The organism is Effusibacillus lacus (assembly GCF_002335525.1).
GTDB lineage: Bacteria > Bacillota > Bacilli > Tumebacillales > Effusibacillaceae > Effusibacillus > Effusibacillus lacus.
This window is the reverse complement of sequence record NZ_BDUF01000057.1, coordinates 1-26,431: the sequence shown is the minus strand read 5'-3', so window position 1 is coordinate 26,431 and position 26,431 is coordinate 1. Positions and strand designations below refer to the sequence as shown.

The following is a 26,431-nucleotide window of genomic DNA, read 5'->3' as shown; positions in this document are numbered from 1 at the left end:
CCTCCGTTTTGCGGTCATTCAATCTTTCCACGGTTACCGCGCTGCTATTTTGTCCTCCCTTCACAAGTTCAAAAACGAAATTAATAACACGCAGCCAATATGGGAATATTTTGGTTGTGGATTTCCGCAGCATCGGGCGGTGAGGCGCTGCCTGAACACTTATCAACTACTGACTTTCTCCGGGAGGAGCTATGATTCTCAATACTGAACAACTCCGACAAAAAGCGCACGAACTCGCACTGAAACACGATCCCTACGTGAGATGGCGGCCGTCGAAGCACTTGTGGCGGGAGTTTTATGCCGACATTGAGAGTTTGCGGGCGTTCGTACGCTCCTTGCGAGACGGTCGTGCAAGTTGTTCGCAGCCCGCGGAAGAATGGCTGCTCGACAACGCCGAGTTCATCGAGGAACAGGCTTTGGCAGTCAGACACCTACTCTCCGGTGCCTTTCTGCGTTGTTTGCCATATCTGCGCAAGAGCGGCAAACCACGCGTCCTGTCTCTTTGCTCTGATTATCTTGGGCATGCGGACGGCATCCTGGACGAGGAATCATTTGTTACATACATCAATTGTTACCAAGAAGTATCCGTTTTGAAGATTGCTGAGGCGTGGTCGATCCCTCTTATCCTGCGCGTGGCTTTGATCCGGCGCCTGGCTGAGATCATGGATCTCGTTCGAGAACGACGAGAGGTGTGTGTGCTGGTCGAACGTTTGCTGGCGAGAATAGAGCCGTCAAAGGTGAGTCCGGATAAACTCAGGGATGCGCTGGAAGACGCGGGGCAAGATATTCCGCTCTCCGGTCCGTTGATCGCTCACTTGGTCAGTCACTTACGCGAGTGGGCGGACGATTCCGCAACCGTGCGCGAATGGCTGATCTGCAAACTGGAAAACGGTCCCGACAGCCTGGATCGAATCGTATCCTACGAGCATCAGCTTCAGGCCGCCTATCAAGTGGCGGCTGGCAACATCATCAGCAGTCTGCGCAAAATCACCCGTTGGGACTGGCATCGCCCGTTCGAGCAAATTTGTTTGGTTGAGCACACTCTGCGCCAAGAAAGCACAGGTGTCTATCCGCTCCTCGATTTTTCCAGCCGCGACGTGCTGCGAAAACGCGTGGAGGAATTGGCCCGCCGCCTGCACATTCCGGAAAATCTGGTCGCAAAGCAGGCCGTGGATCTCGCGGCGGAGGAGCACGAGCGGGTGTGTGCGGAAAGCGAGCGAACCAACATTGGGGTTACGGATGATAGAGCAGAGGAGAATAGAGAACATAACCAAGGGACGGATGCCGACGTATGCAGTTCGAGAGACCTGGCTGAACTGCCGCGCCAGGCGTTTGCGGCTTACTACCTGCTCGATCCGGCTGGCGTCAGGGAGTTGCGGAGTGCGCTGCAAACTTGCAGCAGGCCCCGGCTATTGCCGGAAATAGGTATAATGCGTCGTGCCACTGGTGCGTATTTCACTCTGCTCGCAGGATTGTTCTCGTTCGCCCTTTTTGGATTCGCCGCGTGGATTGGCGGCGGCATCAGCTACACACCGGCCGAGTGGGCGGTGATTCTGCTCGCACTATTGTTTCCCGCGAGTGAGTGGGCTGTCACGGCGGTACACTGGCTTATAGAGCGCGCAATGCTTCCGCGTCCACTGTTGCGCTACGATTTCTCGCGTGGAATACCGGTCGAAGCAACCACTATGGTCGTAATTCCCGTCATCTGGTCGACCGTCGAGGAAGTGCAGGAATTGGCGGATCGGCTGGAACTGCATTACCTGGCGAGCCGTGACCCGAATATCCATTTCGCCCTTCTCGGGGATTTCGTCGACGCCGATTCGGAGAGCCTTCCGGGGGATGCTTCCGTTCTCGCGGCCGCACGAACCAGCATTGAGGCGTTAAACAGAAAGTATTCCCGCCCTGGCGGTACGACCTTCCACCTGTTTCAGCGCCGCAGACTGTGGAACCCGTCCGAAGGGGTGTGGATGGGATGGGAACGCAAGCGCGGCAAATTGGTGGAATTTGTTGAACTGCTCAAAGGACGTACAGATACAACTTACGACTTTGCAGTCGGGGACTCAACTGTCCTTTCACGCATTCGTTACATCATCACGCTCGATGCGGACACGAGGCTTCCGGTAGGCAGCGCGCAGCGGATGATCGGCACTCTGCATCTGCCCTACAATCGACCACGGTTAAATCGCAGGCGGACACGGGTCGTCGAGGGATATGGCGTACTGCAGCCGCGCATCGGAATCAGTCACGAAGCGGCCATGCGTTCGAGATTCGCTTATTTGTGGTCGGGGGAGCCGGGAATAGATCCATACGCTTTTGCCGTCTCCGATCCCTACCAGGACGGACTGGGACAGGGCATTTTTACGGGGAAGGGCATCTTCGATGTTGATATGTTTGCCCAGGTATTGTGCGAGCGGATACCTGAAAACCGGGTGCTCAGCCATGATTTGTTGGAAGGCGGCTTTTTGCGCGCTGGCCTGCTGTCAGACATTGAATTGATCGACGACCACCCCGCTGCGTTCAGTGCATATCAGAAGAGACTGCACCGCTGGGTTCGCGGGGATTGGCAGTTGCTCTGCTGGTTGTTTCCCCGCGTTTGCGACCGACGGGGAGCTCTGGTTCCGGTTGATTTGTCTGCCCTTACTCGCTGGCAGATGATTGATAACCTGCGGCGCAGTCTGCTCCCGCCTGCTCTGTTTATGATTCTGCTTCTTGGCATCACCGCTCTTCCCGGCTTACCGGGACGCTGGATTGTGATTGTGTTCGCTACATTGTTTTTGCCGGTGATCCTCCAATTTGCGGCGATTCGACGAACAGCTTGGCGTCCTCGTGGATTGCTGGCCGCGTTCGGGCAAGTTTTGGTGATCATCTCGACGCTTCCTTTTCAAAGTGCGCTGTTGCTTGATGCAATCGGTAGAAGTCTGTATCGGTTATTCATCTCCAAACGTCATTTGCTCGAGTGGGTTACCTCTGCGGAAATTGAACGCCGCAACCGCGGGGGGCGTCACCCTGCACTGCTCGGGGTGCGGAGCGGCTACGCAATGGTGCTGCTCTTTCTATTGGCTGTGGCGATGCGCAGCAACTTGGCGCTGCAGTGGACGGGCTTGGCGCTCAGCGCTCTATGGGCTCTCGCTCCTCTTGGCATCCGCTGGTTGGATCAACCGGCGGCACGGCCCGAGCGGCCGCTCGAGCCGGATGAGGAGGAAGAACTACGGGTGTTGGCGAAACAGATTTGGTCGTTTTTCGAGGACTACACCACTGAAAAAGAAAATTGGCTGCCACCCGACAACGTTCAGATCGATCCGCCCAACGGGGTCGCGCATCGCACGTCGCCCACCAATATTGGACTTTATCTTGCCTGTTCCGTGGCTGCGCGAGATTTCGGGTTTATCGATACGCCCGGGTTGGTTGAGCGTCTGGAACGCACGATCCATACGGTTGAGCGATTGGACAAATGGAAAGGACATCTTTACAACTGGTACGATACGGTCACGCTCGAGCCGCTGCCGCCGCTGTATGTGTCAACGGTGGATTCCGGCAACTTTGTCGCCTATCTGATGGTGGTCAAAGAGGGATTGGCCGAGTGGCTCAAGACAGACGACAGCGGGACATTTGCTGAGGAGACTGCCCGCGAGAATTGGTTGGAACGCGGGCAAAACCTGATTGCCCGCATAGAGGCGTTGATTGACGAGACCGATTTTCACCCGCTATACGACCCCAAGGCGAAATTGTTCACCTTGGGGTATCACGTGGCGGTGGGCGAGCGCGATACGATCCTGTATGACCTGCTGGCTTCAGAGGCAAGGCAGGCAAGTTTCGTTGCCATCGCCCTTGGGCAAGTGTCTGTGGCACACTGGCATGCACTCGGTCGGACGATGACAAAGATTGGGCAGGGGGCCACACTGCTCTCGTGGTCCGGGACGATGTTTGAATATTTAATGCCATGGCTCATTATGCGCACCTATCGGAACACCGTCTGGGACAGTACCTACCGTGCCGTCGTGAACCGACAAATTGAGTACGCGCATCAGCGGGGAGTCCCGTTTGGCATCTCGGAGTCCGGCTATTACGCGTTTGATTATCAAATGAACTATCAATACCGGGCGTTTGGCGTTCCCGGTCTCGGATTCAAGCGTGGGCTTGAACAGGATTTGGTCGTCGCACCGTACGCGACAGTCCTGGCCTTACCCTTTTCGAAGCACCAAGTGCTAAAGGATTTGCACAAAATCGATGAGCTTGGCGGGCGTGGAAAATACGGTTACTACGAAGCCATCGACTTCACGCCCGAGCGGATGCCGAAAGGTCAGACTTGCATGGTCATCCGAAGTTTTATGGCACATCATCAAGGGATGAGTCTGCTCACCTTGGCCAATATGCTGTTGCCGTCGAAAATGTACGAGCGCTTTCACCGCGACAAGCGCGTGCAGGCGGCCGAACTGCTGCTGCAGGAACGGGTTCCCGCGCTGCCCGGAATCATTGAACATCCGGCAAAAGCATCGCAGCGTCTGCCGGATACAAGGCCAGCACAGACTGTCGCACTGCGAGAGTACCTCTCCGCGGATACTCCGACGCCCGAGGTATGCGTCCTTTCGAACGGGACATTCATGACCATGCTGACGAACAGCGGCAGTGGGTTCAGTCGGTACGAAGGTGTGGCCGTCTCGCGTTGGCGAGAGGATCCTGTGACGGACGATTGGGGGAGCTACGTGTATATCCGGGACGTCACCCGCGACACGGTCTGGTCCCCGACGTTTCAGCCATGCCGTGTCCCATCCCCTGAACAGCGCGTACAATTTTCGCTCGATAAGGCCACCTTCATGCGTGTGGACGGAGACGTGCAGACGAGCCTTGAAATTTGCGTGTCGCCGGAATGGAATGCGGAAGTTCGCCGGTTAACGATCACGAATACAGGCAGTGAAACGCGGATTATCGAAGTCACAACGTTTCTTGAACTATCCCTGGCACCTCCGATCGCCGACGAGGCGCACCCGGCCTTCAGCAAATTGTTCGTCGAAACGGAATATGCAGCGGATGCCGAATGCCTGCTCGCCCGCCGGCGGCCTTACAATGAAGGTGAGAAAGCGCTGTGGGCGGTGCACTCGCTGATGGTCGGCGGTCAGTCTCTCGGACCGGTGGAATACGAGACAGATCGTGCATGCTTCATTGGCCGGGGCCACACGCTTGCCCAACCGCAGGGGATTCGTTCCCACTTGCGTGGAACGGTAGGTGCTGTAGCGGACCCTGCCTTTATCATGCGACGGCGATTAACCATCGAGCCGGGTGAACGGGTGCAACTGTTCGCTATCACTGGTGTCGCGGAGACGAAGGAGGAGGCGATCAGCATCGTTCAACGGTTCTCTGGGGACCTTCAGGTAGAACGGACGTTTCAACTCGCCTGGACCCGCAGTCAAATCGAGCTTCGGCACTTGCATCTGACTGCCGCTGAGGCGAGGGTCTTTCAACGTTTGGCGGGCCAGGCGTTGTACGCGGCACCGCTGCGGGGAGAGCGAGAGAAAAGTATTGTGACGAATGCAAAAGGGCAGTCCGGCCTGTGGGCGTATGGAGTCTCCGGGGATTGGCCAATTGTACTGGTGCGAATCGCAGATATGGCCAATATCAAGTTTATCGTCAAGCTGCTGATTGGACATGAATATTTGTGCCGCAAGGGATTGCCGATCGACCTGGTCATCCTGAACGAATCGGCTGGCGGTTACCAGCAGGATTTGCAGGAAGCGCTGCGACGTTTGGTGGAACATAGCGTCGGACACCATGGTACAGGGACCGGGGGGGTTCATGTGGTTTCCGCCAATCAGCTGCCGGACGATGACAAGACACTTTTACTCTCCGTATCACGCATTGTGCTGCGTGCAGACGGCCCCAGTCTTCGAACGCAAATCAAATTGCCGCAGGCGGACACCATCTTGCCGGCGCCGCTCGTGCCAACTGCGCCGTTGCTCAGATTCGCAAACGGAAACGGCAACCAAGCTTCAGAGGACACGCACGATTTGATTTTCTTCAACGGTTGGGGAGGGTTTTCAGCAGATGGCCGGGAGTACCGGATCGTGCTCAAAAAAGGAAATCATCTGCCGGCGCCATGGATCAATGTGATCGCCAATCCACACTTCGGCTGCCTTGTTTCCGAACTCGGCACGGGGTACACATGGTGGCGCAACAGCCGTGAGTGCAAACTTACCCCGTGGTCGAATGATCCTGTGCTGGATCCACCCGGCGAAGTGTGCTATCTGCGTGACGAAGAAAGCGGCGAAATGTGGTCCGTCACGCCATCTCCCGCTCCTGCAGACAGACCTTACGTCGTTTCACACGGTCGGGGGTACACGCGCTTCCGCCATGAAAGTCACGGTCTCGTGCAGGAAGCAACCGTTTTTGTCCCGCTTAATGACCCCGTCAAGGTGGTCAAATTGCGACTGCAAAACCGGACTTCCGAGCGGAGGCGTCTGTCCGTCACGTATTACGCGGAATGGGTATTGGGCGTGCGGCGTGAAGCGAACGCCTCCTTCATCGTCACGGAGTGGAGCGAATCTGCCAAAATCTTGGTGGCACGCAACACCTATCAAGAGGCATTTCGAGATGCAACAGCCTTTTTGGGCGTATTTCCGCAGTTGGATATGTCTGCTGCCCGGACGGATCCGACAGAAGCCGAAGCGCAAGAAGCCACCGCCATCGAGACTCAAGATCTGTCTTGGACGGCGGACCGCAAGGAATTTCTCGGTCGCAATGGCACATTGGACCATCCTGCTGCAATGACCCGGGAAGGGCTGTCGGGCAATACGGGGCCACAGTATGATGCATGCGGTGCAGTGCAGACCAGGCTCACGATGGAACCTAATAGCGAACGGACAGTTTACATCCTGCTAGGTTGCGAACACTCGCCCGACGCCGCCATGAAGCTCGCGCAAAAATACAGCCAAACCCGCGTATGCGAGCAGGAATTCGAACTCGTACGAGAGTTCTGGGACGGTGTGTTGGGCCAGATCTCGGTTTCTACGCCCTGCCCGGAGATGGATGTTCTATTGAACGGCTGGTTGATCTATCAGGCGCTTGCCTGCCGAATGTGGGCGCGTACCGCTTTTTACCAGGCGGGTGGTGCGTACGGCTTTCGCGACCAGTTGCAAGATTCACTGGCTTTGCTTCACTCCCGCCCCGACCTCACGCGGGCACAAATTTTGCTCCACGCCGCGCATCAATATGAGGAAGGGGATGTGCAGCACTGGTGGCATGAAGAGACGAAATACGGTATTCGCACACGTATCTCCGACGATTTGCTATGGTTGCCGTATGCCGTCGCACGGTACATTGAACACACGGGGGACGACAGTTTACTTGAAGAGGTGGCACCGTTTCTTCATAGTGAACCTTTACGTGATGGCGAACATGAAAGGTACGAGCCCACACGAATCTCTGATCAAAAGGGAACGATTTTCGAGCACTGCTTGCGGGCGATTGACAGGTCTTTGGGCTTCGGAGAACACGGGCTTCCCCTGATCGGAATCGGAGACTGGAACGACGGAATGAACCGCGTCGGCGATTCTGGCCGTGGAGAGAGTGTGTGGCTTGGCTGGTTTCTGTGCGAAATCCTGAATCGATTCGAGGATTTGTGCAAGCGGCGCAGCGATGTCGAACGGGCCAGCCGCTATAGGAGAGTGCGGGAACAACTCGCCGCCTCTCTCGACAAACACGCCTGGGACGGGCAGTGGTTTCGGCGTGCCTTCACCGACGGCGGGCAATGGTTGGGCTCCATCCAGAACGAAGAATGTCGTATTGATGCTATTGCCCAGTCGTGGTCGGTCATCTCTGGAGCGGCGCCAAAGGACAAGTCGTTGCAGGCGATGCAGGCATTCGATCGGGAACTAGTGGATCGGGATCTATCCGTCGCCCGTCTGTTGACGCCCCCTTTTGACCGCACGGATCCGAGCCCCGGCTACATTCAGGGCTATCCGCCCGGAATTCGCGAGAACGGAGCCCAGTATACGCATGGTGTCATTTGGAGCGTCATCGCCTGGTGCCGGCTTGGGGACGGAGACAAGGCGTTTGAGTTGTTTCACATGTTAAATCCGCTGACTCACACCCGGACGTCCGGCGAAGTTCGACTGTATGCCGGCGAGCCGTACGTCATGGCGGCGGACATTTACACGGCTGACCCTCGTAAAGGTCGTGCCGGTTGGACGTGGTACACTGGCGCTGCGGGATGGATGTACCAAGCGGGCGTCGAGTGGATCCTTGGCCTGCGCCGGCGAGGAGAGCGGCTGTACATTCGCCCCTGCATTCCAAAAGAATGGCCGGAGTATTCTGTCAGATACCGTGTTGGAAGTGCAAGTTACCTCATCAACGTCAAAAATTCGGCATACCAGCCCGGTGGGGGGATCGCACTAATCATCGACGGACAGGAAGCGGATCTCGTAGAACATACTGTGCAGGGAGATCCCTGCATCGAATTGCGTGACGATGGGCAGGTCCACCATGTCGTTCTGACGATCTAAGTGCAGGGTAGTGGAGAAAATGAAAAAAAAGGGAGAAGGGAAGTTTGCACGGTGAAAATATACGTAAGGCAATTATCCCGTTAGCCGGTTTCGGAACCCGATTATTGCCAGCAACGAGGGCTTGGGCATGCTTCTTGTGTGCCCGCCTAATCATTCTCATAAGTACCTGGGGTTGGTCCCCGTATTACTATGGACGGAAATCGGTGGTCTCATAAATTTGGGCTCACAGGATAGGCTTTGTGTTGCGTAGAGTACAGTGTTGAATTCGAAGGGAGGAAAGATTATGTATTGGTATCCTCAGTTTGATTATTTCCATACAGGAGATGTACGGCAAATGCCCATGCCTATGCCCGGGACTGAAATGGAACGAATGCGGCGGATGATGGAGCAGCATATGGCAGTCACAAACGAGGTTTTAAGGATTGTTCGTGAAAATAACAGGTTGCTGGGACTGATCTACTCCCGGCTTGTGGGTCCTTATCCGGTTCGGGCAGACGCGGTGCAGGACACAACAGTGAACATAATTGGGGAGCAAAATTCTTTAAAGTCGAATCAATGAAACGGCAAGAGGTTCATTCCGAAGTTTACCGGGATGGATCTCTTGCTACCAGCATTTGCCCTGTTCAACTGACAACCATCCGTTCTTCATTATTCACCATTTATTCACTCTCGATTGCAAGCTATTTTTGCTAATATAGAAGTAGGATCAAAGGAGGGAAAGACATGAAGAAAACGTGGCTCATTGTGGCAACGGCTGCGGCCCTGTTGCTGGCGGGATGTGGATCGAACACCGCCTCCACCAGGTTCGAACTGGACAAGAAGCACAAACCCCTGCCTGATTATGTGACGAAAGCTCCTGCCATGATTCAGGAGACCTATATAATGGCAGCCCAAGATCCGGATGCGCTGGCTGCCGTTCCTTGTTATTGCGGTTGTTATGAAGAGGACGGGCATACCAGCAATCTGAACTGCTTTGTCGACAAGATGGGTCCCAACAAGGAAGTGCTGGAATGGGATCCCATGGGCATTGGCTGAGACATCTGTGTCGATATCGCACGTGATGCGGTAAAACAACACAAAGATGGCAAATCCCTGAAAGACATTCACTTCTATATCAAGGACAAATACGGGAAATCCGGCAAACCGACGCCAACGCCGGTGCCTCAATCATGAGGAGAAAGTTCCTGGCCGGCACCATCCTGGCAATTTTGGTGCTGGGAGCAGTTGCCTATGCCATGAGGGAACCGGAGCCGTCCTTTAATTCGGGTGATACGGCAAAAGGAAAGGAACTGTATGACGTCTATTGTGCAGCCTGTCATGGACTGGAAGGCAAAGGGAAGCCCACTGGATCGGCTCTTAACACGCCGGAGTATCTGAAAAACACGAGTGATGAACAGATTTGGAACGCCACAGCCTATGGCATCCCGGGAACCACAATGGGCCCCGCCCTGAAGGGGCAAGGCGGCGTCAAACAACTGTCAGAACGGGAAATCAGCCATATTGTGGCTTATCTCCGTTCGCTGCAAAAGTAATGATTCAACCAACTGACCGCCTGCTTCGCATGGCGGTCTTTTGTGCGCTTGGCAGCGCATCGTTCTAACGGGTGTAAGTCCCTAGACGGGTGGATACGATGACGCCTGCGTATGGTACAGCTTCGGAGTTGGCGAAAAGTACGTAAATTGCATCAAGAGATGAGACGCAGAGGCTGGAAAAGGGAACTGCCGGAAGTGAGAATGACAGCGTGGAGAAGTTCTAATTGCGAATACGTCAACTTTGCGTTGCCAAACAAGTGGTTTGAGGAGGTTGGTCTTTGCAGTCTGTCGAGCATTTACAATGAACAATCTTGAATCCGAGAAATACGATGTTTTATTTTTCTGTTCCATATAAGAGAACAGTTGTCTTATGCTCCTGTCAGTTGTTTGGTAATTTAAACATGAGAATGTGACGATTCCGATTATCTTGAACAAGGAGGGATTGAGATGACAATCGAAATGGGAGTATTGACAACTCATGTTCCCAGGATTTGCCACGAAGATCATGTGGCTGATTTCCAAAAGCCCATGGTGCAGGCAATGAAAGAAGTTTCAAAAACAATATACAGTATTCAACCGGATGTACTCGTCATTGTATCGTGCCACTGGAATTCCACATTTCACCATTTTGTGGATACCACACAGCGGCACAAAGGGATTCTGACCGCATTCGAATGTCCGGAACTAATTTCTGATGTTCCATATAACTACCCGGGCGATGAGCAACTTGGAAAACAACTGGTGGAAGCGGGGAAAAAAGCGGGACTTCCCGTTATCGAAGTCAATGATCCGACATATGTCTGGGATTACGGGACAGTGGTACCGCTTCGTTATCTTGTTCCCAATGAAGACATACCTATAATCGACTTGTCGGTCGTTTGGGCGGCCAGTCTTGATGAAACCTACACTTGGGGACAGCAGATCGGCAAGGTTTTGCGTGAAAGCGACAAACATGCGGTATTTGTCAGCAGCGGCGCTCTTTCCCACAATCTTGTGAGAGGTCCGGAATTGATGCCGACTTTATCCGAGCAGGCTTTGGATAAGCAGTTTACCGAGTATTTAATTAATGGCGACTTCACATCTGCCCGAAATATGCTTCCCCAATATGCGAGAGCGGCCGGAGTCGAATCCGGAGGACGCCATCTTGCGATGCTTCTTGGTGTTCTGGAAGGGGATTATCGCGGGAACTTTTTGGCATACGGCCAATCGTCCGGGAGCGGAAATGTGGTTATGACGTTTCAAGCATAAATGACCGATGCGGCGGTTAGTTCATCTGCCGCTGATATGTTTTTGTGCAAAGGAGTAGCTGATATGGTTCAGAAAATAGTGGCTGCGGTCGCTGTAAGAGAGAAACAGACTGAACTGAGAGAATTTGACGTTCCGGACATCCCTCCTGATGCAGGGCTGTTAAAGGTGGAAATCGCAGGAGTTTGCGGAACGGATGTGTCCTACTACAAAATGATTAAGGAACCAAAAATTTTAGGACACCATGTAGTGGGTCATATCGAAAGGATTGGTGAAATTGCCGCGAAGCGATGGGGGGTAAAAAAGGGAGACCGGGTTGCCATGGAAGAATATATACCTTGTGGACAATGCGAGCATTGTCGCAAAGGGCAGTACCGTTCATGCTTATTTACCGATCCGCGGGCAGGCGGCATCCGCTATGGAGCAACCCCTGTAACACTCTCCCCGTCCCTGTGGGGTGGATTCAGCCAATATATGTATCTTCATCCAAATGCGGTCATGCACAAGATGCCCGATCACGTGCCCGCTGTTGAGGCTGCACTCACGTTGCCGCTGGCGAACGGTTTTGAGTGGATGTCCATTGTGGGCAAAGTGGGACCGGGGAAAGTGGTTGTGATTCAAGGACCGGGTCAGCAGGGACTTGCCTGTGCTTTGGCCGCCAAGGCTGCCGGAGCAGAATGCGTCATCGTTACAGGTCGTACGACCAGTGCAAGGAGATTGGAGCTGGCTCGCGAGCTGGGAGCGGACTATACGGTGAATATTCAAACAGAGGATTTAAAGGAGTGCGTCTACGAGATTACCGGAGGAAAAATGGCGGATGTGGTAATTGATGTCACTTCTGGTGGAAGCGATCCGGTTCAGTCCTCGATGGAAGCAGCCAACAAAGGGGCTACCGTGATTTTTGGCTCTTACAAATACCAGACCATTTCTGACTTTAACATTGATATGGTGGTTGCAAAAACATTAAACCTGAAGGGAGTACGTGGCCATAGCTATGAGTCGGTCAAGATGGCGATCGAGTTCATTGCTTCGGGGAAATTTCCACTCAGAAAAATGAATTCCCATGATTATCCGTTGCATGACACTGATAAGGCTCTGAAAACTGCCGGAGGGGAGGGGGAACCTTCTCCGTTGCTTGTCACTGTTTCACCGTGGAAGCGCTGAGAACCAAACAAGTTAAAAATTTTCTTAATCATTCTATATATCAGAATTCCCGTAGAGAAACATAGATACACAAAAAGTTGTGATGAAAACAGTTGACTTAATAAAAATAGCGGCAGGAGGCATAAAATGAAGAAGTTGCGTTTGAGTTTCGGTTGCTGGGATTATGATCGGATTCGACCCCTGACGGATGGTACGGTTCCTGTCAAGGGAATTGAATTGAATTGGCTCAATATGCAGGTGGAAGAAACATTTTGGAGGATGATGCGTCATCAGGAATTCGACGTGTCCGAATTATCTCTGTCCTCCTATCTAATCGCGAAAGATCGTGGTTTTCCAAAATTCACAGCGATTCCGGTTTTTATGTCACGTTCCTTCCGCCATTCAGGCATTTACATTAATGTAAATTCCGGAATCAAAGAGCCTTTCGATTTGCGGGGGAAACGGGTCGGAATCCCGGAATACCAATTAACCGCATGTCTTTGGATTCGGGGGATACTGCAGCATGAATACGGTGTCAGACCGTCTGATATGTGGTGGTTCACCGGCGGGGAAGAGACTCCCGGACGCATTGAAAAAGTCGCTCTCCGGTTGCCGCCCGAGATAAACATTCAATCTATCGCTCCCGATCAAACATTAAATGAAATGCTGGAATCGGGCCAATTGGATGTGCTGATCGCGCCACGGGCCCCCTCCTGTTTTTTAAAAGGTTCTCCCAATGTCAAACGTCTGTTCCCGGACTATGTATCCGTTGAAAAAGAATACTACCGAAAAACGGGAATCTTTCCGATTATGCATATTGTGGCGATCAAAGACGAAATTTTGGAGAGAGACCCCTGGGTGGCTGTGAATTTGTATCAAGCCTTTGTGGAGGCAAAGCAAAGAGTCTACGATGGATTTAACCAGACTGCCGCTTTGAAGGTCACCCTTCCCTGGTTGTTGGCCGAACTGGAAAAAACCAAGCAACTCATGGGAAATGATTTTTGGCCTTACGGAGTGAAACAAAACAGACAAACACTTGAAGCCGCGATCAGCTATTCCCATGAACAGGGGCTGGTTTCCCGGAAGCTGGAAGTGGAAGATTTATTTGCTAAAACGACATTGGAAGAGTTTGTGATTTAGCGGCCAAAATTCTTTTTTCTGTTCCATATGGAAGAACGATGGTTTTCTCCAGATCACGATTTCATTTACAGTTTAAAAATCTTAATATTTGGATTGTTCGAAACAGAAGGGGGTCACCTGTTATGTGGTCGGTAAAGAAAAAACATTCGACAGCACTGCGTGTTCTGTTTGTTCTCGTGCTGGGTGTACTTGTGGCCGGTTGTGGAACTGCACCAATTTCCGGCGGAGATCAACCTGTCTCCTCGTCAGGTGCGGGAGCCAAGAGTCAACCGGATCAAACAACTCAGCTAAAGGTTGCGCTTCCGTCCAAAAATGTGAGTTACCTTCCTTTTTATGTGGCGGATAAAAAAGGGATTTTTAAGAAGTACAACCTGGATGTCAGTTATACCACTGTACAAGGTGGAGTTACAGCATTGCGCGGTTTGCAGACGGGAGAGTTTCAAATAATCTCCAGTTTGCCTGAATCGGTTATCACAGGCGTTGCGGAAGGCGCAAATGTAAAACTGATCGGCACGTTGGATGATAAATCGATGTATTCGATTTTTGTACTGCCGGAAATTAAAAGCGTGCAGGATTTGAAAGGAAAAGTGGCCGCCACGAATCGCCCCGGCAACGGAACGGATATTCAACTTCGCTGGTGGTTGAAGAAAAACGGTCTTGAGCCCGGAAAAGACGTGCGAATTATTGAAGCAGGTGAAAACCCCGGTCGATTGCAAGCGCTGATTACTGGTCAAGCCCAGGTCACGATTTTAAGCCAGCCTACAGACTTAAAAGCGGAAGAAGCCGGTATGAAACGGTTGGCTCTTATGCGTGACGAGTTAAAGACCTATAACCATAACATGATTGTGGCCAATGGGAATTTATTGAAAAATCAGCCTGAGGTGGCCAAAGCGTTTATGGCGGCAGAAGCGGAGGCTGTAGCCTTCATCAAAAATCCGGCTAACCGGAATGAAATAGTCAAATTGGTCATGGAAGAATTGCAAATGAGCAAGGAAGCAGCGGCCAAATCGGTTGAATTTGTTTTGCCCGCCCTGGCGGATCAGGGAAAGATGAATCTTGAGGGAGTGAAATGGGCGATCGATACCACGAAAGAAGCCGGAGTCCTGAAAAAAAATCTTCCGGTGGACCATGTGGTAGACGAAAGGTACTACGTGAAGTAACGTGAAACAATTGAGGGCAGATTTCGACAAGAGAATGTCCTCGATTTTACAGATGGCAGGAGGAAAATCAATGGCGGATACACGAATTCCGTTGCTCAAGTTTGATTCCATAAACGTTGTGTACAACCAAGGAAAAGCGAACCAGGTTCATGCCCTGAAAGACGTATCCGGCGAAATCCATGAAGGGGAGTTTGTTTCCATTATCGGACCGAGCGGCTGCGGGAAGAGTACTTTATTGCATACACTGGACGGTTTGATAAAGCCGACATCCGGTTCGATCCATGTGAACGGTCGGCAAGTGGAGGGCCCCGGCGGGGATCGGGCGATGGTGTTTCAGGATTTTGCGTTAATGCCCTGGCATACGGTTTATCAAAATGTAGCTTTTGGCTTAAGATTGGCTGGCAAACCGGATCGGGAAATCCGGGAACGTGTTATGCACTACATTCAATTGGTGGGGCTTGAAGGTTTTGAAGGCAAATACCCGCACCAGCTTTCAGGCGGCATGAAGCAGCGTGTAGGGATTGCCCGGGCTTTTGCCGTTGACCCGAAAGTCCTGTTGATGGATGAACCATTTTCGGCGATCGATGAACAAACCAGGGAAATCATGCAGGAAGAAGTCCTGAAAATTATGTTGTATGAGAAAAAAACGGTCATTTTTATCACCCATTCCATCGATGAAGCTGTATTCCTGTCAAACCGGATTTTCTTAATGTCCGTTCGGCCAGGCAAGATCGTGGATGATTTGAAAATCGACGTTCCCTATCCCCGAACATTGGAAACGAAAACGTTACCCGAATACCAGAGTTACAAGGCGAAAATCTGGGATCACCTTAAAGGAGAGGTGGCACGACAATATCTGAGGGGGGAAGCGTAATGGAAAGAAGATTACAGATTTCACCGGCTTTCTCTTATCCGTTCGGTGCATTGCTAATAGTGTTGGCGATCTGGGAATTTTTTGGCCAGACCGGAATGATTGATCCTTTTATGTTTAGTTGGCCTAGCAGAATCATGGTAAAGGCTTGGGAATTTACCTCCGACGGCAGTTTGTTTGAGCATTTGGCGGTAAGCGCAGTGGAAGTGGGAATCGGGTTTGCGATGGCTTTAATCGGAATTCCGATAGGACTTGCCATGGGCCATTGGAAAAAAATGGAGTATACTTTTGACCCATTCGTGACCGCATTATATACAACTCCCATGATTGCTTTAACGCCTTTATTTGTATTATGGTTTGGTCTTGATATACTATCTAAAATCATGATGGTGTTTGCCTTGTCCGTATTTCCGATATTGATCAATACAATGGCAGGTGTAAAGACAACGGATCCTTCCCTTATCAAAGCGGCTCGTTCTTACGGTGCCAGTGAATTCCAAATGTTTAAGGAAGTGATTTTCCCGTCGACTATTCCGTTTATTGTAACCGGTATCCGGTTGGCGATCGGTCGGGCATTGATTGCAGTGGTTGTGGCCGAAATGCTGGCCGCGAATGTGGGAATCGGATACGCAATTCGCCATGCTTCGGAGCTTTTCCGTACGGCCGAGTATCTGGCCTATGTTGTGGTGTTGATGGTTCTTTCCATTCTCTTGACTGAATTGTTAAAAGCGGTGGAACGAAAAATAGCCCCTTGGCGAATCTAGAGCAGGTATGGCGATAAATTGTAAAGACTGCGCTGCATGCGCAGTCTTTTTGTTGATTGTATGAAGAATTGCAGTTTGATCGTAAAAATCGTCAGTATGTTTCATATGTAAGAACGCATATATTTCGAGTTATAAATTATACCATGTAAAATCAAAAATAAGCAAGGAGTTTCAAAGTGAGTTTCAAAGTGATTCCAAAAAATTCTGAAAGGGAGAGATGAATGATGCTGACACGGGAAGACAATGAAAGAATTACACTTGTGGGGTCCGGGACTCCAATGGGGGAGGTGTTCAGAAGGTACTGGATTCCAGCCGTCTTGTCGGAAGAGTTGCCGGAACCGGATTGTCCTCCGGTTCGGGTGAAGCTGCTGGGCGAGAACCTGGTAGCTTTCAGAAATTCCAACGGTCAGGTCGGCCTGTTGGATAGGTACTGTCCGCATCGCCGAGTAGAGCTGTTCTGGGGCCGGAATGAAGAGTGCGGACTGCGATGTGTATATCACGGTTGGAAGTTTGATGTCAAGGGCAATTGTGTGGATATGCCAAATGAACCGGCGGAAAGCAACTTCAAAAATAAAGTAAAGATAAAATCTTATCCTGTTCATGAGGCGGGAGGAGTAGTTTGGACATACATGGGACCTGAATCCGAAATACCTCCGCTCCCTGATTACGAGTGGGTAAGAGCACCGGAGACACACAGGTTCATTTCCAAGACCTATCAGGAAAGCAACTGGCTGCAGGCTTTGGAAGGAGGCATCGATACCTCCCATTCATCATTTGCCCATAACAACAACATTGCTGACAAAAATATGTTGCGCAACCGTGCCACGGCGCCAAAGCTTGAAGTTGTCAAGACACCGTACGGTTACAATTATGCGGGAATACGGGATCTTGGAGAGGAGGGAAATTACGTCCGGGCTTACCAGTTCGTTATGCCGTTTCAGCAAATGAGGGGACAGATGTGCAAATGGACGGATGGAAGCAGAGAAGAGTATCCAACTGTCAGAGGTCATATGTGGGTTCCCATCGATGACTACAATACTTACGTATACAATTTCATGTATTCGGCTGATCCGTCAGTCCCGCTTCCGCATGAATTCGTAATGGAACAGGAGAAATATTTCGGTCGGGGTCCCGACGACTATATTCCCGGTTCCGGATACCGGTTGAAGCGAAACAGAACCAATGACTATCTGATCGATCGCGAAGTGCAGAGAACAAAAACCTTCACCGGAATTGAAGGAATCAATACACAGGATATGGCGTTTCAGGAAAACATGGACGGGGCAATTGTCGATCGCACCATAGAACGGCTAGGTACAGCGGACGCTGCAATTATCGCCGCAAGACATCTGCTGATTGAGGCTACAAGAGAAGTCCAGAATGGCAACAAACCCCGGGGAGTCGATTCCCAAACATACAACAGAATACGGGGGTGCGATAAAATACTGCCTAAAGGAGTAGATTGGAAAGAAGCATTAAAGGAAGAGATGACTGCGCTTTACTAGGTTTTCTTTTCTATGGGAAAGGGTACGCAAGCGTAATTCGACAAAAAGGGCGGGAAACCGCCCTTTTCCTGTAGGATAGGCTGTCAAAAAGATCAGGGATTTTACGGGCAATTACCAGGGGATTCCCCGATGTCTTCTGAACTTTGTTCTGTCTATAATTGTTATAACGAAGTTTTATCAAGTAGAGCCATGAAAGGAGAGAATCGCGATGTTTAATCAATGTAAGTTGTACGTCAACAAAGAACGGGTGTCGTGTCCGTTAAAGGGAGACATTGACATTGAACGTTGTTTTGATTGCAATTTCCTGAAAAAACTGGATTTGGAAGACAGAACCCCTTCTGTTATTTGTCATGGCTTGCGGAAAGTAACTGACCGGACAGCTTGGAATGAGGCAGAAAAGTACTCTTGATGTGGTCAGTTCCAGTATTCATGCCAATTTTTTCGCACATGTTCCAAATGTTCTTTTGGTGGAAGCGCAATTGCAGGGAACTTGTGTTTTTGGGTCGCATCGATCCCCATTTTCGATGAGGTTCTCCTCGAGTTGTCCAACTGGGCTACTTCATCTGCTGCTTGTGACGGGTCAAGGCGAACAGCCGGCATATCTTCAATAATGAACACATCCTTGTGCGGTTGAACCCGCCAGGAGATAGCCCAGTTGAGCATGAATTGGTTCCGGATGTCGATATCGTCATCCACAACCACACAGAATTTAGCCAATGTGGGGTCGACCGACCATGCAGCCAGCATCACCTGCCTCACTTGTCCTTCATGCTCTTTTTTCATTGAGATCGCCAGATAAGCGGCCGCTCCACCCGCTTCCAGCAGGTGTACATCCTTGACAGGCAGCTTGAGGTCGTGTACCAGATGTTTATAGATTGCCGCCTCTCTGCCAATGCTGCGAATCATGCTGGATTCGCTGGGAGGCATCTGACTGAGGAATGCTTGATAAATAGGATTGTCACGGTGAGTAATGCAGGTGATGTCCATCACATATGACATCGCGGTCGGACCCATGTAACCGGGATATTCTCCAAAAGGACCTTCTTCTTCCAGGTAATTCGGTCGAAAATACCCTTCAATCACTATTTCGGCCGTGGCCGGTACATAAATATCATGCGTCTCGCATTTCACGACATCGACCGGTTCTCCCCGCAATCCGCCTGCCGCCGCCAGTTCGTCCAATCCGTAGATCATCCGCGCAACGGAACATAGTCCGATCGACGGATCGGTTCCCAGAACAATCGCAACCGGTGTCGGTTCATTCCTTGCGTCCCACATTTCTTTATGTTTGCGTCCATGCTGCACAAAATTGATCCAAACTCCGACCTTGTTCCGTTCTTTCAACATTACACGGTATACCCCGACATTCTGCACCCCTGTTTCCGGATCCTTCGTGAACACAAAAGGCGAAGTCAGGTAAGGGGCAGGATCTTCTCCTACAGTCCAGGTCGGAACGGGAAATTTGAATATATCCACATCGTCGCCCTTCAAAATGTTTTCTTTGCAAGGACCGGTTTCAACGATCCTGGGAGGAACCGGATTTTTTTGTGCCTGTGCCCATTTTTCCTGGATCCCGTCAGGTGTCGTTTCCAATGCGAGTGAGTATATCGATCGGGATCCTCCCAAAATGCCAAACACTACAGGTGATTCGTGACCTTTCACATTCGTAAACATAAGAGCAGGGCGTTCCGACTCGTGGATCGTCTGGAAAGCAATGCGTCCCACTGCTGCAATTTCCCAATCTTTGTCAACCTCTTTTTCGATGATTTTCAATTTTCCGGCTTTTTTTAGTGCATCCAGATATTCACGCAGATCTTGATAAGGCATGATTTCGCTCCTCCTTGTTCTGTTTTTCGTTTGTCGCTTTTATCCTAGCATGAAAAAGGAAAATCTATCATTCGAACCTCTTTATAGGACCATTATGAAATCGAAATGGTTTATAACATTGATGACCAATATAATTCCTGTAGAGGATAGATAAGATGGAAAATTCAAAACAAATTGTCGGGAAGGAGTGGTGAGCTGTTTGAAAATCGTTGTTGGAATCACGGGAGCGACCGGAGCCATATATGGAATCCGTCTTTTGGAAGAGCTTAAGGCTGCCGGTGCGGAAACCCACCTTGTAATGTCAAAATGGGCTGAGGCTACGATCCGGTTGGAGACCGGATACACAGTTTCTGAAGTTGCGGCTTTGGCATCCGTTGTACATTCCTCCACCAATCAAGCCGCGTCAATTGCAAGCGGTTCATTTCGGGTTGACGGCATGGTGATTGCGCCATGCAGCATGAAAACATTGGCCGGCATTCGTGTCGGTTTGGCTGACGGGTTGATCAACCGGGCGGCTGACGTAATGCTCAAGGAAAGAAAAAAACTGGTCCTGCTGGTCCGGGAAACGCCATTCAACGATATCCATCTGGAGAATATGCTTGCGCTTTCCAGAATGGGTGCCGTAATCCTGCCGCCGGTTCCGGCCTTTTACAACCATCCGGCCACCATTGATGACATTGTGAACCACATTATCGCAAGGACATTGGACCAGTTTGGAATTGAGAATCGGCTGACCAAACGGTGGAAAGATCATGCCCCTCCCGGACAAGTTTCGGAATGTTCAACAGTTCCCCAGCTTGCTGACAGAACCGTTCCCAGAAAGAGAGGGGCAGTGTAATGGCAATCACAGTGTTAGTCGAATACAGGGTGGAGGATGACAAGCGGGATGTGTTTCTGGGACTTGTTCCGGAGCTGAAGCAGGAACTGGAGGCATGGGGGGGCAAGCGATTTCGGGCATACGAAGGGGCAGATCAGGCCGGTCTGTTTGTTGAAGAATTTTCCGTAGAGGATATGGAGCAGTACCGCAAGATAAAGACAATCCGCCAGACCGGGGACTCCCCGTTTTGGAACAGATTTAACGAATGCGTTTCCGGAGGATCCGCAAAAGTCCATATGTGGGCGTTTCGGGAAATTACGGCAAAGGAGTGAGGCATAAAGCAATCGGGGTCAAACGGAGAGAGGCGGATTTTAAGGTTAACCGAGAGGGGGCATTGGTTGCGATGTTTCTTAAAAGAAAGCAGTCAAATGCAATTTCATTAATCGCTTTGCTGACAGGAACGCTGATTGCCGGTTGCGGTCAAACGGTCAACAGTCCAAAACCCTCTGATTCAACCGAGAAAACGTCAAGTGAACAAATATATCTTTATCAAGGTTCCGACCGTGATCAAAAACTGGTTGAAAACGCAAAAAAAGAAGGTACAGTCACACTTTACACGTCAATGAATCTGGACGACTCCCAACCCCTTACCGATGCGTTTGAAAAAAAATACGGGATTAAGATTGTACTATGGCGGGCCGGCAGCGAAAAAGTGGTTCAACGGGCCATCACAGAAGCAAAAGCTAAACGATTTGATGTCGACGTGATTGAGACAAACGGTCCGGAAATGGAAATGCTGGCACGGGAGCAGCTTGCACATGAGTTCTACAGTCCTTACTTCAGCGATTTGCCGCCGGAAGCGATTCCCGCTCATAAAAAATGGGTGGCAGACCGCTTTAACTTTTTTGTGATGGCGTACAACACCAACAAGGTCAGCCCTGCTGAAGCCCCAAAGACGTATCAGGATTTTCTTGACCCGAAGTGGAAGGGAAAAATAGCCCTCGAGTCCTCCGATACCGAATGGTTTGCCACTCTAGCAAAGATCTGGGGTGAAGAAAAAGGCTTGCAATACTTCAAAGCACTGGCAGACATGAACCCGATCATCCGGGAAGGCCATACCCTGATGGGTGAACTGGTTGCTTCCGGCGAAATCCCGATTACCTTGACCGTGTACAACCACTATGCCGAACAGTTGAAGAAAAAGGGAGCCCCGATCGAATGGGTGCCGCTGGAACCGACGATTGGCCGGCCAAACGGGATATCAGTCATGAAAAATGCCCCGCATCCGCATGCGGCTCTGCTGTTTGCAGATTTCGTCCTGTCGCCTGAAGGACAGGAAATCATCAATAACCGCGGCAGGGTGCCATCAAGTACAAAGGTGAAAACCAACCTGAACAATTTCAAGTATAAAATGGCGGATCCTGTAGTGGTCCTGGACGAATGGGACAAGTGGAACAAAATGTGGGAAGATCTTTTTTTAAAGTCGAAAAAATAGAAGATGCGGAGCCAGGGGAGTGGCGGACAGCAATGCCGCTTCATTCCCCTCTTCTTATGGGGGATCACAATGCCGCTGTTGTTGGCACGGGGCTTTAAGATCGGAATTCCAAAACATTTCGGCGTGGGGCGACAGCGGTTTCCTGCGATGACGAATCAGCAGCGTATCCCTCGACAAATTAAGGGGCGGTTTCAGGGGAACCGTTTTCAGTCGTCCTTCCAATATTTCCGATTGGACCGCCATTGAGGGGACAAATGAGATTCCGAGTCCGCAGCTGACCATTTGCTTTGTCGTTTCCACATGATCAAGTTCCATGCCGATCCTTGGCGCAACCCCATTTGATTTAAACCAGGCGGTGACCGATGACCAAATCGAAGATTTGCGGGCGAAAGCGATAATCGTTTCCTGGTTGAAATCATCGGGACACACGAACTGTTTTTCACCCCATGGATGAAGCCGGGAAACAATCGGAATGATGGGATCCGCAAATAACCACTTAACCTCAATTCCCATCAACTGAAACGGACCGCGAATCAAACCCAATTCAGCCCGGCCGGTCATCACCCAATCAACAATCTCCGATGTGGATGCGGTTGTGACATGAAAACGAGCCCGGCCATCAATTTCGCGAAATGATTGGATCAGCGTGGGCAGGAAATAGCTGGCAACAGTCGGGACCGACGAAAGTTGAATCATGTGGGGGGAATGTTTCATTTTATTGATCTCGTGAACACCCAAGTCAATCAGCTCAAGGGTCCGATTCACATAACGAAGCAGTTGTTCTCCGCGTGAAGTCAACTGAATGCCTCGTCCTTTTCGGGAAAACAGCATGCACCCCAGTTCCTCTTCAAGTGTCCGGATCCGGCTGAACACTGAGGATTGGCTCATGAACAGCTTTTCGGATGCTTTGTTGATACTCTGCAGATGAGCCACTTTTTGAAACGTTCTCAGGAGTTCAATATCCATCGTGATCCCCCAAAACGAATCTGCTCTTTAAAAACAGCAGAAAAGAATTTGCGGTTTCCGGCAGTTCCCATTGCGGAATCACGGCGGAAATCGGACGGAGGATTGGCGGCCCCTCTATCCTTCCTGCAGTCAAAAGACCGGTTTCAAGTTCATTTTTCACCGTCAGCTCCGGCAAAAAGGCGACTCCTTCCCCTGCCAGCAGCATCTGTTTGACCGTCACAGTATGGTTCAGCTCCATAGTGATTTTTGGCTGGACTCCCGCCGCAAGAAAACGTTTTTCAATTTCACCCCAAGTATCCGAATTTCGCCGGTAAAACACAATCGGCTCATTTTGCAGATCGGGCAAGCTTACCGATTCCTTTAATGCCAGGGGGTGATTGTTCGGGAGAATCAGCAGAAACTTCTCGAAAAATAACGGAAAGGAAGAAACAGTGCTGTTTGGCACCATTCCGCGAACCAGCCCGATATCTATGATGCCGTCTGCAATCATTTTCAGAATGTTTTCTGTCCCGTCCGTATAGATTTGCCACTGAATGTCCGGATGAAGAACGCGAAATTCCTGCAGGATTTCCGGCAGCACGAAAGTATTAAAGGAAGGCGTGCCGGCGATCGCCAAAAAATTTCCGTCCGGTCCGGCGGATATACGGTCAACCGCCGATTGAAGCACTTTCAGGGCACGGTCGACGTGCGACAGAAATATTTCTCCCGCCGGCGTGAGCACGGCTTTTTGTCCTGTGCGTAAAATTAAAGTCTCCCCGAGTTCGTCTTCCAGTGCTTTGATGCGCATGGTAGCGGTAGGTTGTGAAATCCCGAGTTCGCGGGAAGCACGGCTGAAGCTTTTTTCCCTGGCCAATTTTTGCAAGGTCAGCAGCTGTTGCGTATCCATCGCAATCCTCCACAATTTTTACACACTGATATCACATGCGTCAAAAGGGTCTTTCTTTATATTACTCTTGCTTTGATCCGGATTTTTCTCCTGATTCCACATAGAAGAACAACGATATTGTTTCGATATTGGCAGAAATCTATCATAAGTTCAAAACAGTACAAATATTGTAAACGCGGGGAGGCTGTGAAAATGGCAATACAACAAGCGGCACCGACGGAAGTGAAAGCCATCGACTGTTTGCATTATATCGATGGAAAATATGTTCCTTCACTTGACGGGAAAACATTTGACAATGTGAATCCGGCAACGGGCGAAAAAATCGGAATCGTGGCAGAAGGCGGAAAACAGGAAGTTGACCTGGCTGTGCAGGCTGCCAGGAAAGCTCTTAACGGTCCCTGGAAAAAAATGAGCGCTAATGACCGCATAGCTGTGATTCGTCGTATCGGAGACATCATTTTGGAAAGAAAGGATGAACTGGCGGCACTGGAATCATTGGACACGGGGAAACCGTTCTGGCTCTCAAGCAGCATTGATATCCCGCGTTCCGCTTATAACTTTCACTTTTTTGCCGACTATCTGAGATCTCTGGGAACTGAAGCTTATCAGATGGATGATGTGGCAATCAACTATGCGATTCGTCGGCCTGTCGGCGTCGTAGGCTTGATTAACCCGTGGAATCTGCCTTTGCTGCTGTTGACCTGGAAGCTGGCTCCATGCCTGGCTGCAGGGAATACTGCAGTATTGAAACCTGCAGAATTGACACCGATGACCGCAACCGTTCTGGGAGAGATCTGCAGCGACGCGGGTGTTCCAGATGGGGTTGTCAACATCGTGCACGGCTTCGGCCCAAATTCAGCCGGTTCCGCGCTAACGGAACATCCGGATGTCAACGCGATTTCCTTTACGGGAGAAACCACCACCGGAAAAATCATCATGGCGGCTGCCGCAAAAACGTTAAAACGACTCTCCTACGAATTGGGCGGCAAGAATCCGAACATCATTTTTGCCGATTCCAATCTGGACGAAGTGATTGAAACCACTTTGAAATCCAGTTTCGTCAACCAGGGGGAAGTTTGCTTATGCGGTTCCCGCATTTATGTGGAACGATCTGTGTACGATCAGTTTCTCACCAAGTTTGTTGCGAGAACGAAAGAGTTGGTTGTCGGTGATCCCTTTGATCCCAAAACCAAAATAGGAGCTTTGGTCAGCGAAGAGCATTACGAACGGGTAACCGGTTATATTGAACTGGCGAAGCAGGAGGGCGGGCAGATCTTGACCGGCGGCCGGAGACCCGAAGGGCTGGACAAAGGTTTCTTCCTTGAACCGACAATCATTGTCGGGCTCGACCGCAGCTGCCGTGTCGTGAAGGAAGAAATTTTCGGGCCGGTGGTTACCGTGATTCCGTTTGACACCGAAGAAGAAGTGATCGACCAGGCGAATGACACCCATTACGGGTTGAGCGCCTCGATCTGGACAAACGATTTGCGCCGTGCGCACCGGGTGGCCGCACAGATCGAAGCGGGCATCATCTGGGTAAATACCTGGTTTTTGCGGGATTTGCGGACTCCGTTCGGCGGAATGAAACAAAGCGGAATCGGACGTGAAGGCGGTATGCACAGCTTTGAGTTTTATTCCGAGCTGTCCAACATCTGCATCAAGCTGTAAAAAGAGGGGGATCGGATTTGAGCGCCAAGGATACGGAAAAAATCAGACGATGGGCGGATCATCTGGCACAGGCTGAAGTGAGCCGAAGCGGCGTCGCTCCTTTGACAGAACTGGATCCGCACATCTCCATGGAAGAAGCCTACCAGGTTCAACTGGTGACAATCGGACGGAAAGTGGAGTCCGGCCACCGCATCGTGGGAAAGAAAATAGGCCTCACTTCTCTGGCGATGCAAAAGCTGCTGGGTGTAGATCAGCCTGATTACGGTCATTTGCTGGACAGCATGGTTGTGGAAAACGGCGGGAGCATTCCGTTTGACCGAGTCCTGCAGCCGAAAGTGGAAGGAGAGATCGCTTTTGTGCTGAAAAGGGATCTTGCCGGACCGCGAGTAACCCAGCTCGATGTCCTGCTGGCAACCGATTATGTGCTCCCTGCTCTCGAGATCGTTGACAGCCGCATCAAGGACTGGAAGATCAAACTCTCGGACACGATTGCGGACAATGCGTCCTCCGGACTCTTTGTTCTGGGAGGCAAACCGCTTGCGGTCGAATCGCTTGACCTTGCCCAGACAGGCATGGTGCTCTGCAAAAACGGGGAGATCATGAATACCGGAGTTGGAGCGGCAGCTTTGGGCAACCCGGCGGCATGCGTCGCTTGGCTGGCCAACAAGTTGTCCGAGTTCGGCATTGCGCTGAAGGCGGGTGAAGTCATTCTGTCCGGCGCTCTGTCTGCCGCCGTCAACGCTGAGCCGGGAGACATTTTCAGCGCCCGTTTTGCACATTTGGGAGAAGTGAGCGTTCGATTTACTGCTTGATCAGGTGATATTATAGTAGCTCGGAATTAGAGACATGATTCTGAGTCTGAATAAGGGGTGAAGTGGCTACAATCGTTCATTTTTGTTTAGTTTGAAAGCCATTTT

The 26,431-nt window shown here is 50.9% G+C and carries 20 protein-coding genes; 17 read left to right on the top strand and 3 right to left on the bottom strand.

Annotation, left to right across the window (positions count from 1 at the left end; genetic code table 11):
* Positions 1–191: 191 nt before the first annotated feature.
* The 12 genes from EFBL_RS10605 to EFBL_RS10545 all read left to right on the top strand — a co-directional run bounded on the left by EFBL_RS10605 (position 192) and on the right by EFBL_RS10545 (position 18,264).
* Entirely contained in the window at positions 192–8,495 is an 8,304-nt protein-coding gene (locus EFBL_RS10605) for a glycoside hydrolase family 94 protein (protein ID WP_096182112.1), read from the top strand.
* A gap of 283 nt (positions 8,496–8,778) precedes the next feature.
* On the top strand, positions 8,779–9,054 hold the full coding sequence (locus tag EFBL_RS10600) for a hypothetical protein (RefSeq protein WP_096182111.1): 276 nt from the start codon (positions 8,779–8,781) through the stop codon (positions 9,052–9,054).
* Between the two features lie 164 nt (positions 9,055–9,218).
* Complete coding sequence (locus EFBL_RS21255; protein ID WP_269432694.1) at positions 9,219–9,668, top strand: PCYCGC motif-containing (lipo)protein; 450 nt, start codon at positions 9,219–9,221, stop codon at positions 9,666–9,668.
* A complete protein-coding gene (locus EFBL_RS10585; protein WP_096182109.1) occupies positions 9,665–10,027 on the top strand; it encodes a c-type cytochrome in 363 nt (120 codons plus the stop codon). Before EFBL_RS21255 ends, EFBL_RS10585 begins: the two co-directional genes overlap by 4 nt.
* Before the next feature lie 447 nt (positions 10,028–10,474).
* Positions 10,475–11,275, top strand: a complete 801-nt coding sequence (locus EFBL_RS10580) for a DODA-type extradiol aromatic ring-opening family dioxygenase (protein WP_096182108.1) — start codon at positions 10,475–10,477, stop codon at positions 11,273–11,275.
* A 63-nt stretch (positions 11,276–11,338) separates the two neighbouring features.
* Positions 11,339–12,436 carry a zinc-dependent alcohol dehydrogenase gene (locus tag EFBL_RS10575; protein ID WP_096182107.1) on the top strand — a complete coding sequence of 366 codons (1,098 nt, stop codon included), beginning with the start codon at positions 11,339–11,341 and terminating at the stop codon, positions 12,434–12,436.
* 126 nt (positions 12,437–12,562) lie between these two features.
* A complete protein-coding gene (locus EFBL_RS10570; RefSeq protein ID WP_096182106.1) occupies positions 12,563–13,555 on the top strand; it encodes a substrate-binding domain-containing protein in 993 nt (330 codons plus the stop codon).
* 122 nt (positions 13,556–13,677) lie between these two features.
* On the top strand, positions 13,678–14,715 hold the full coding sequence (locus EFBL_RS10565) for an ABC transporter substrate-binding protein (RefSeq protein ID WP_165912446.1): 1,038 nt from the start codon (positions 13,678–13,680) through the stop codon (positions 14,713–14,715).
* A 70-nt stretch (positions 14,716–14,785) separates the two neighbouring features.
* On the top strand, positions 14,786–15,589 hold the full coding sequence (locus EFBL_RS10560; RefSeq protein ID WP_172899685.1) for an ABC transporter ATP-binding protein: 804 nt from the start codon (positions 14,786–14,788) through the stop codon (positions 15,587–15,589).
* Positions 15,589–16,350: an ABC transporter permease gene (locus tag EFBL_RS10555; protein WP_096182104.1), complete on the top strand. Its 762-nt coding sequence runs from the start codon at positions 15,589–15,591 to the stop codon at positions 16,348–16,350. Before EFBL_RS10560 ends, EFBL_RS10555 begins: the two co-directional genes overlap by 1 nt.
* A gap of 221 nt (positions 16,351–16,571) precedes the next feature.
* Positions 16,572–17,855, top strand: coding sequence for a Rieske 2Fe-2S domain-containing protein (locus tag EFBL_RS10550; protein ID WP_231705765.1), 1,284 nt, complete (start codon positions 16,572–16,574; stop codon positions 17,853–17,855).
* A gap of 208 nt (positions 17,856–18,063) precedes the next feature.
* Positions 18,064–18,264: a hypothetical protein gene (locus tag EFBL_RS10545; RefSeq protein WP_096182102.1), complete on the top strand. Its 201-nt coding sequence runs from the start codon at positions 18,064–18,066 to the stop codon at positions 18,262–18,264.
* A gap of 5 nt (positions 18,265–18,269) precedes the next feature.
* On the opposite strand, the gene EFBL_RS10540 is transcribed toward EFBL_RS10545, so the two are convergent.
* On the bottom strand, positions 18,270–19,682 hold the full coding sequence (locus tag EFBL_RS10540) for a UbiD family decarboxylase (protein WP_096182101.1): 1,413 nt from the start codon (positions 19,680–19,682) through the stop codon (positions 18,270–18,272).
* 199 nt (positions 19,683–19,881) lie between these two features.
* On the opposite strand from EFBL_RS10540, the gene EFBL_RS10535 reads away from it, so the two are divergent.
* The 3 genes from EFBL_RS10535 (at position 19,882) to EFBL_RS10525 (ending at position 21,994) form a co-directional block, all read left to right on the top strand.
* Positions 19,882–20,520 carry a non-oxidative hydroxyarylic acid decarboxylases subunit B gene (locus EFBL_RS10535; RefSeq protein WP_096182100.1) on the top strand — a complete coding sequence of 213 codons (639 nt, stop codon included), beginning with the start codon at positions 19,882–19,884 and terminating at the stop codon, positions 20,518–20,520.
* Complete coding sequence (locus EFBL_RS10530; protein ID WP_096182099.1) at positions 20,520–20,831, top strand: hypothetical protein; 312 nt, start codon at positions 20,520–20,522, stop codon at positions 20,829–20,831. The genes EFBL_RS10535 and EFBL_RS10530 overlap by 1 nt, the downstream gene beginning before the upstream one ends.
* A 71-nt stretch (positions 20,832–20,902) precedes the next feature.
* A complete protein-coding gene (locus EFBL_RS10525; RefSeq protein ID WP_096182098.1) occupies positions 20,903–21,994 on the top strand; it encodes an ABC transporter substrate-binding protein in 1,092 nt (363 codons plus the stop codon).
* Between the two features lie 54 nt (positions 21,995–22,048).
* Here EFBL_RS10525 and EFBL_RS10520 read toward each other — a convergent pair whose 3' ends face one another.
* Positions 22,049–22,960, bottom strand: coding sequence for a LysR family transcriptional regulator (locus EFBL_RS10520; RefSeq protein WP_096182097.1), 912 nt, complete (start codon positions 22,958–22,960; stop codon positions 22,049–22,051).
* A complete protein-coding gene (locus tag EFBL_RS10515; protein WP_096182096.1) occupies positions 22,950–23,846 on the bottom strand; it encodes a LysR family transcriptional regulator in 897 nt (298 codons plus the stop codon). Before EFBL_RS10515 ends, EFBL_RS10520 begins: the two co-directional genes overlap by 11 nt.
* Positions 23,847–24,038: 192 nt before the next feature.
* Here EFBL_RS10515 and EFBL_RS10510 point away from each other — a divergent pair, with 192 nt between their 5' ends.
* Positions 24,039–25,514: an aldehyde dehydrogenase gene (locus EFBL_RS10510; protein WP_096182095.1), complete on the top strand. Its 1,476-nt coding sequence runs from the start codon at positions 24,039–24,041 to the stop codon at positions 25,512–25,514.
* A gap of 17 nt (positions 25,515–25,531) precedes the next feature.
* The gene (locus EFBL_RS10505; RefSeq protein WP_096182094.1) at positions 25,532–26,326 is read left to right on the top strand and encodes a 2-keto-4-pentenoate hydratase; all 795 of its coding nucleotides are present in this window, start codon (positions 25,532–25,534) and stop codon (positions 26,324–26,326) included.
* Positions 26,327–26,431 lie beyond the last annotated feature (105 nt).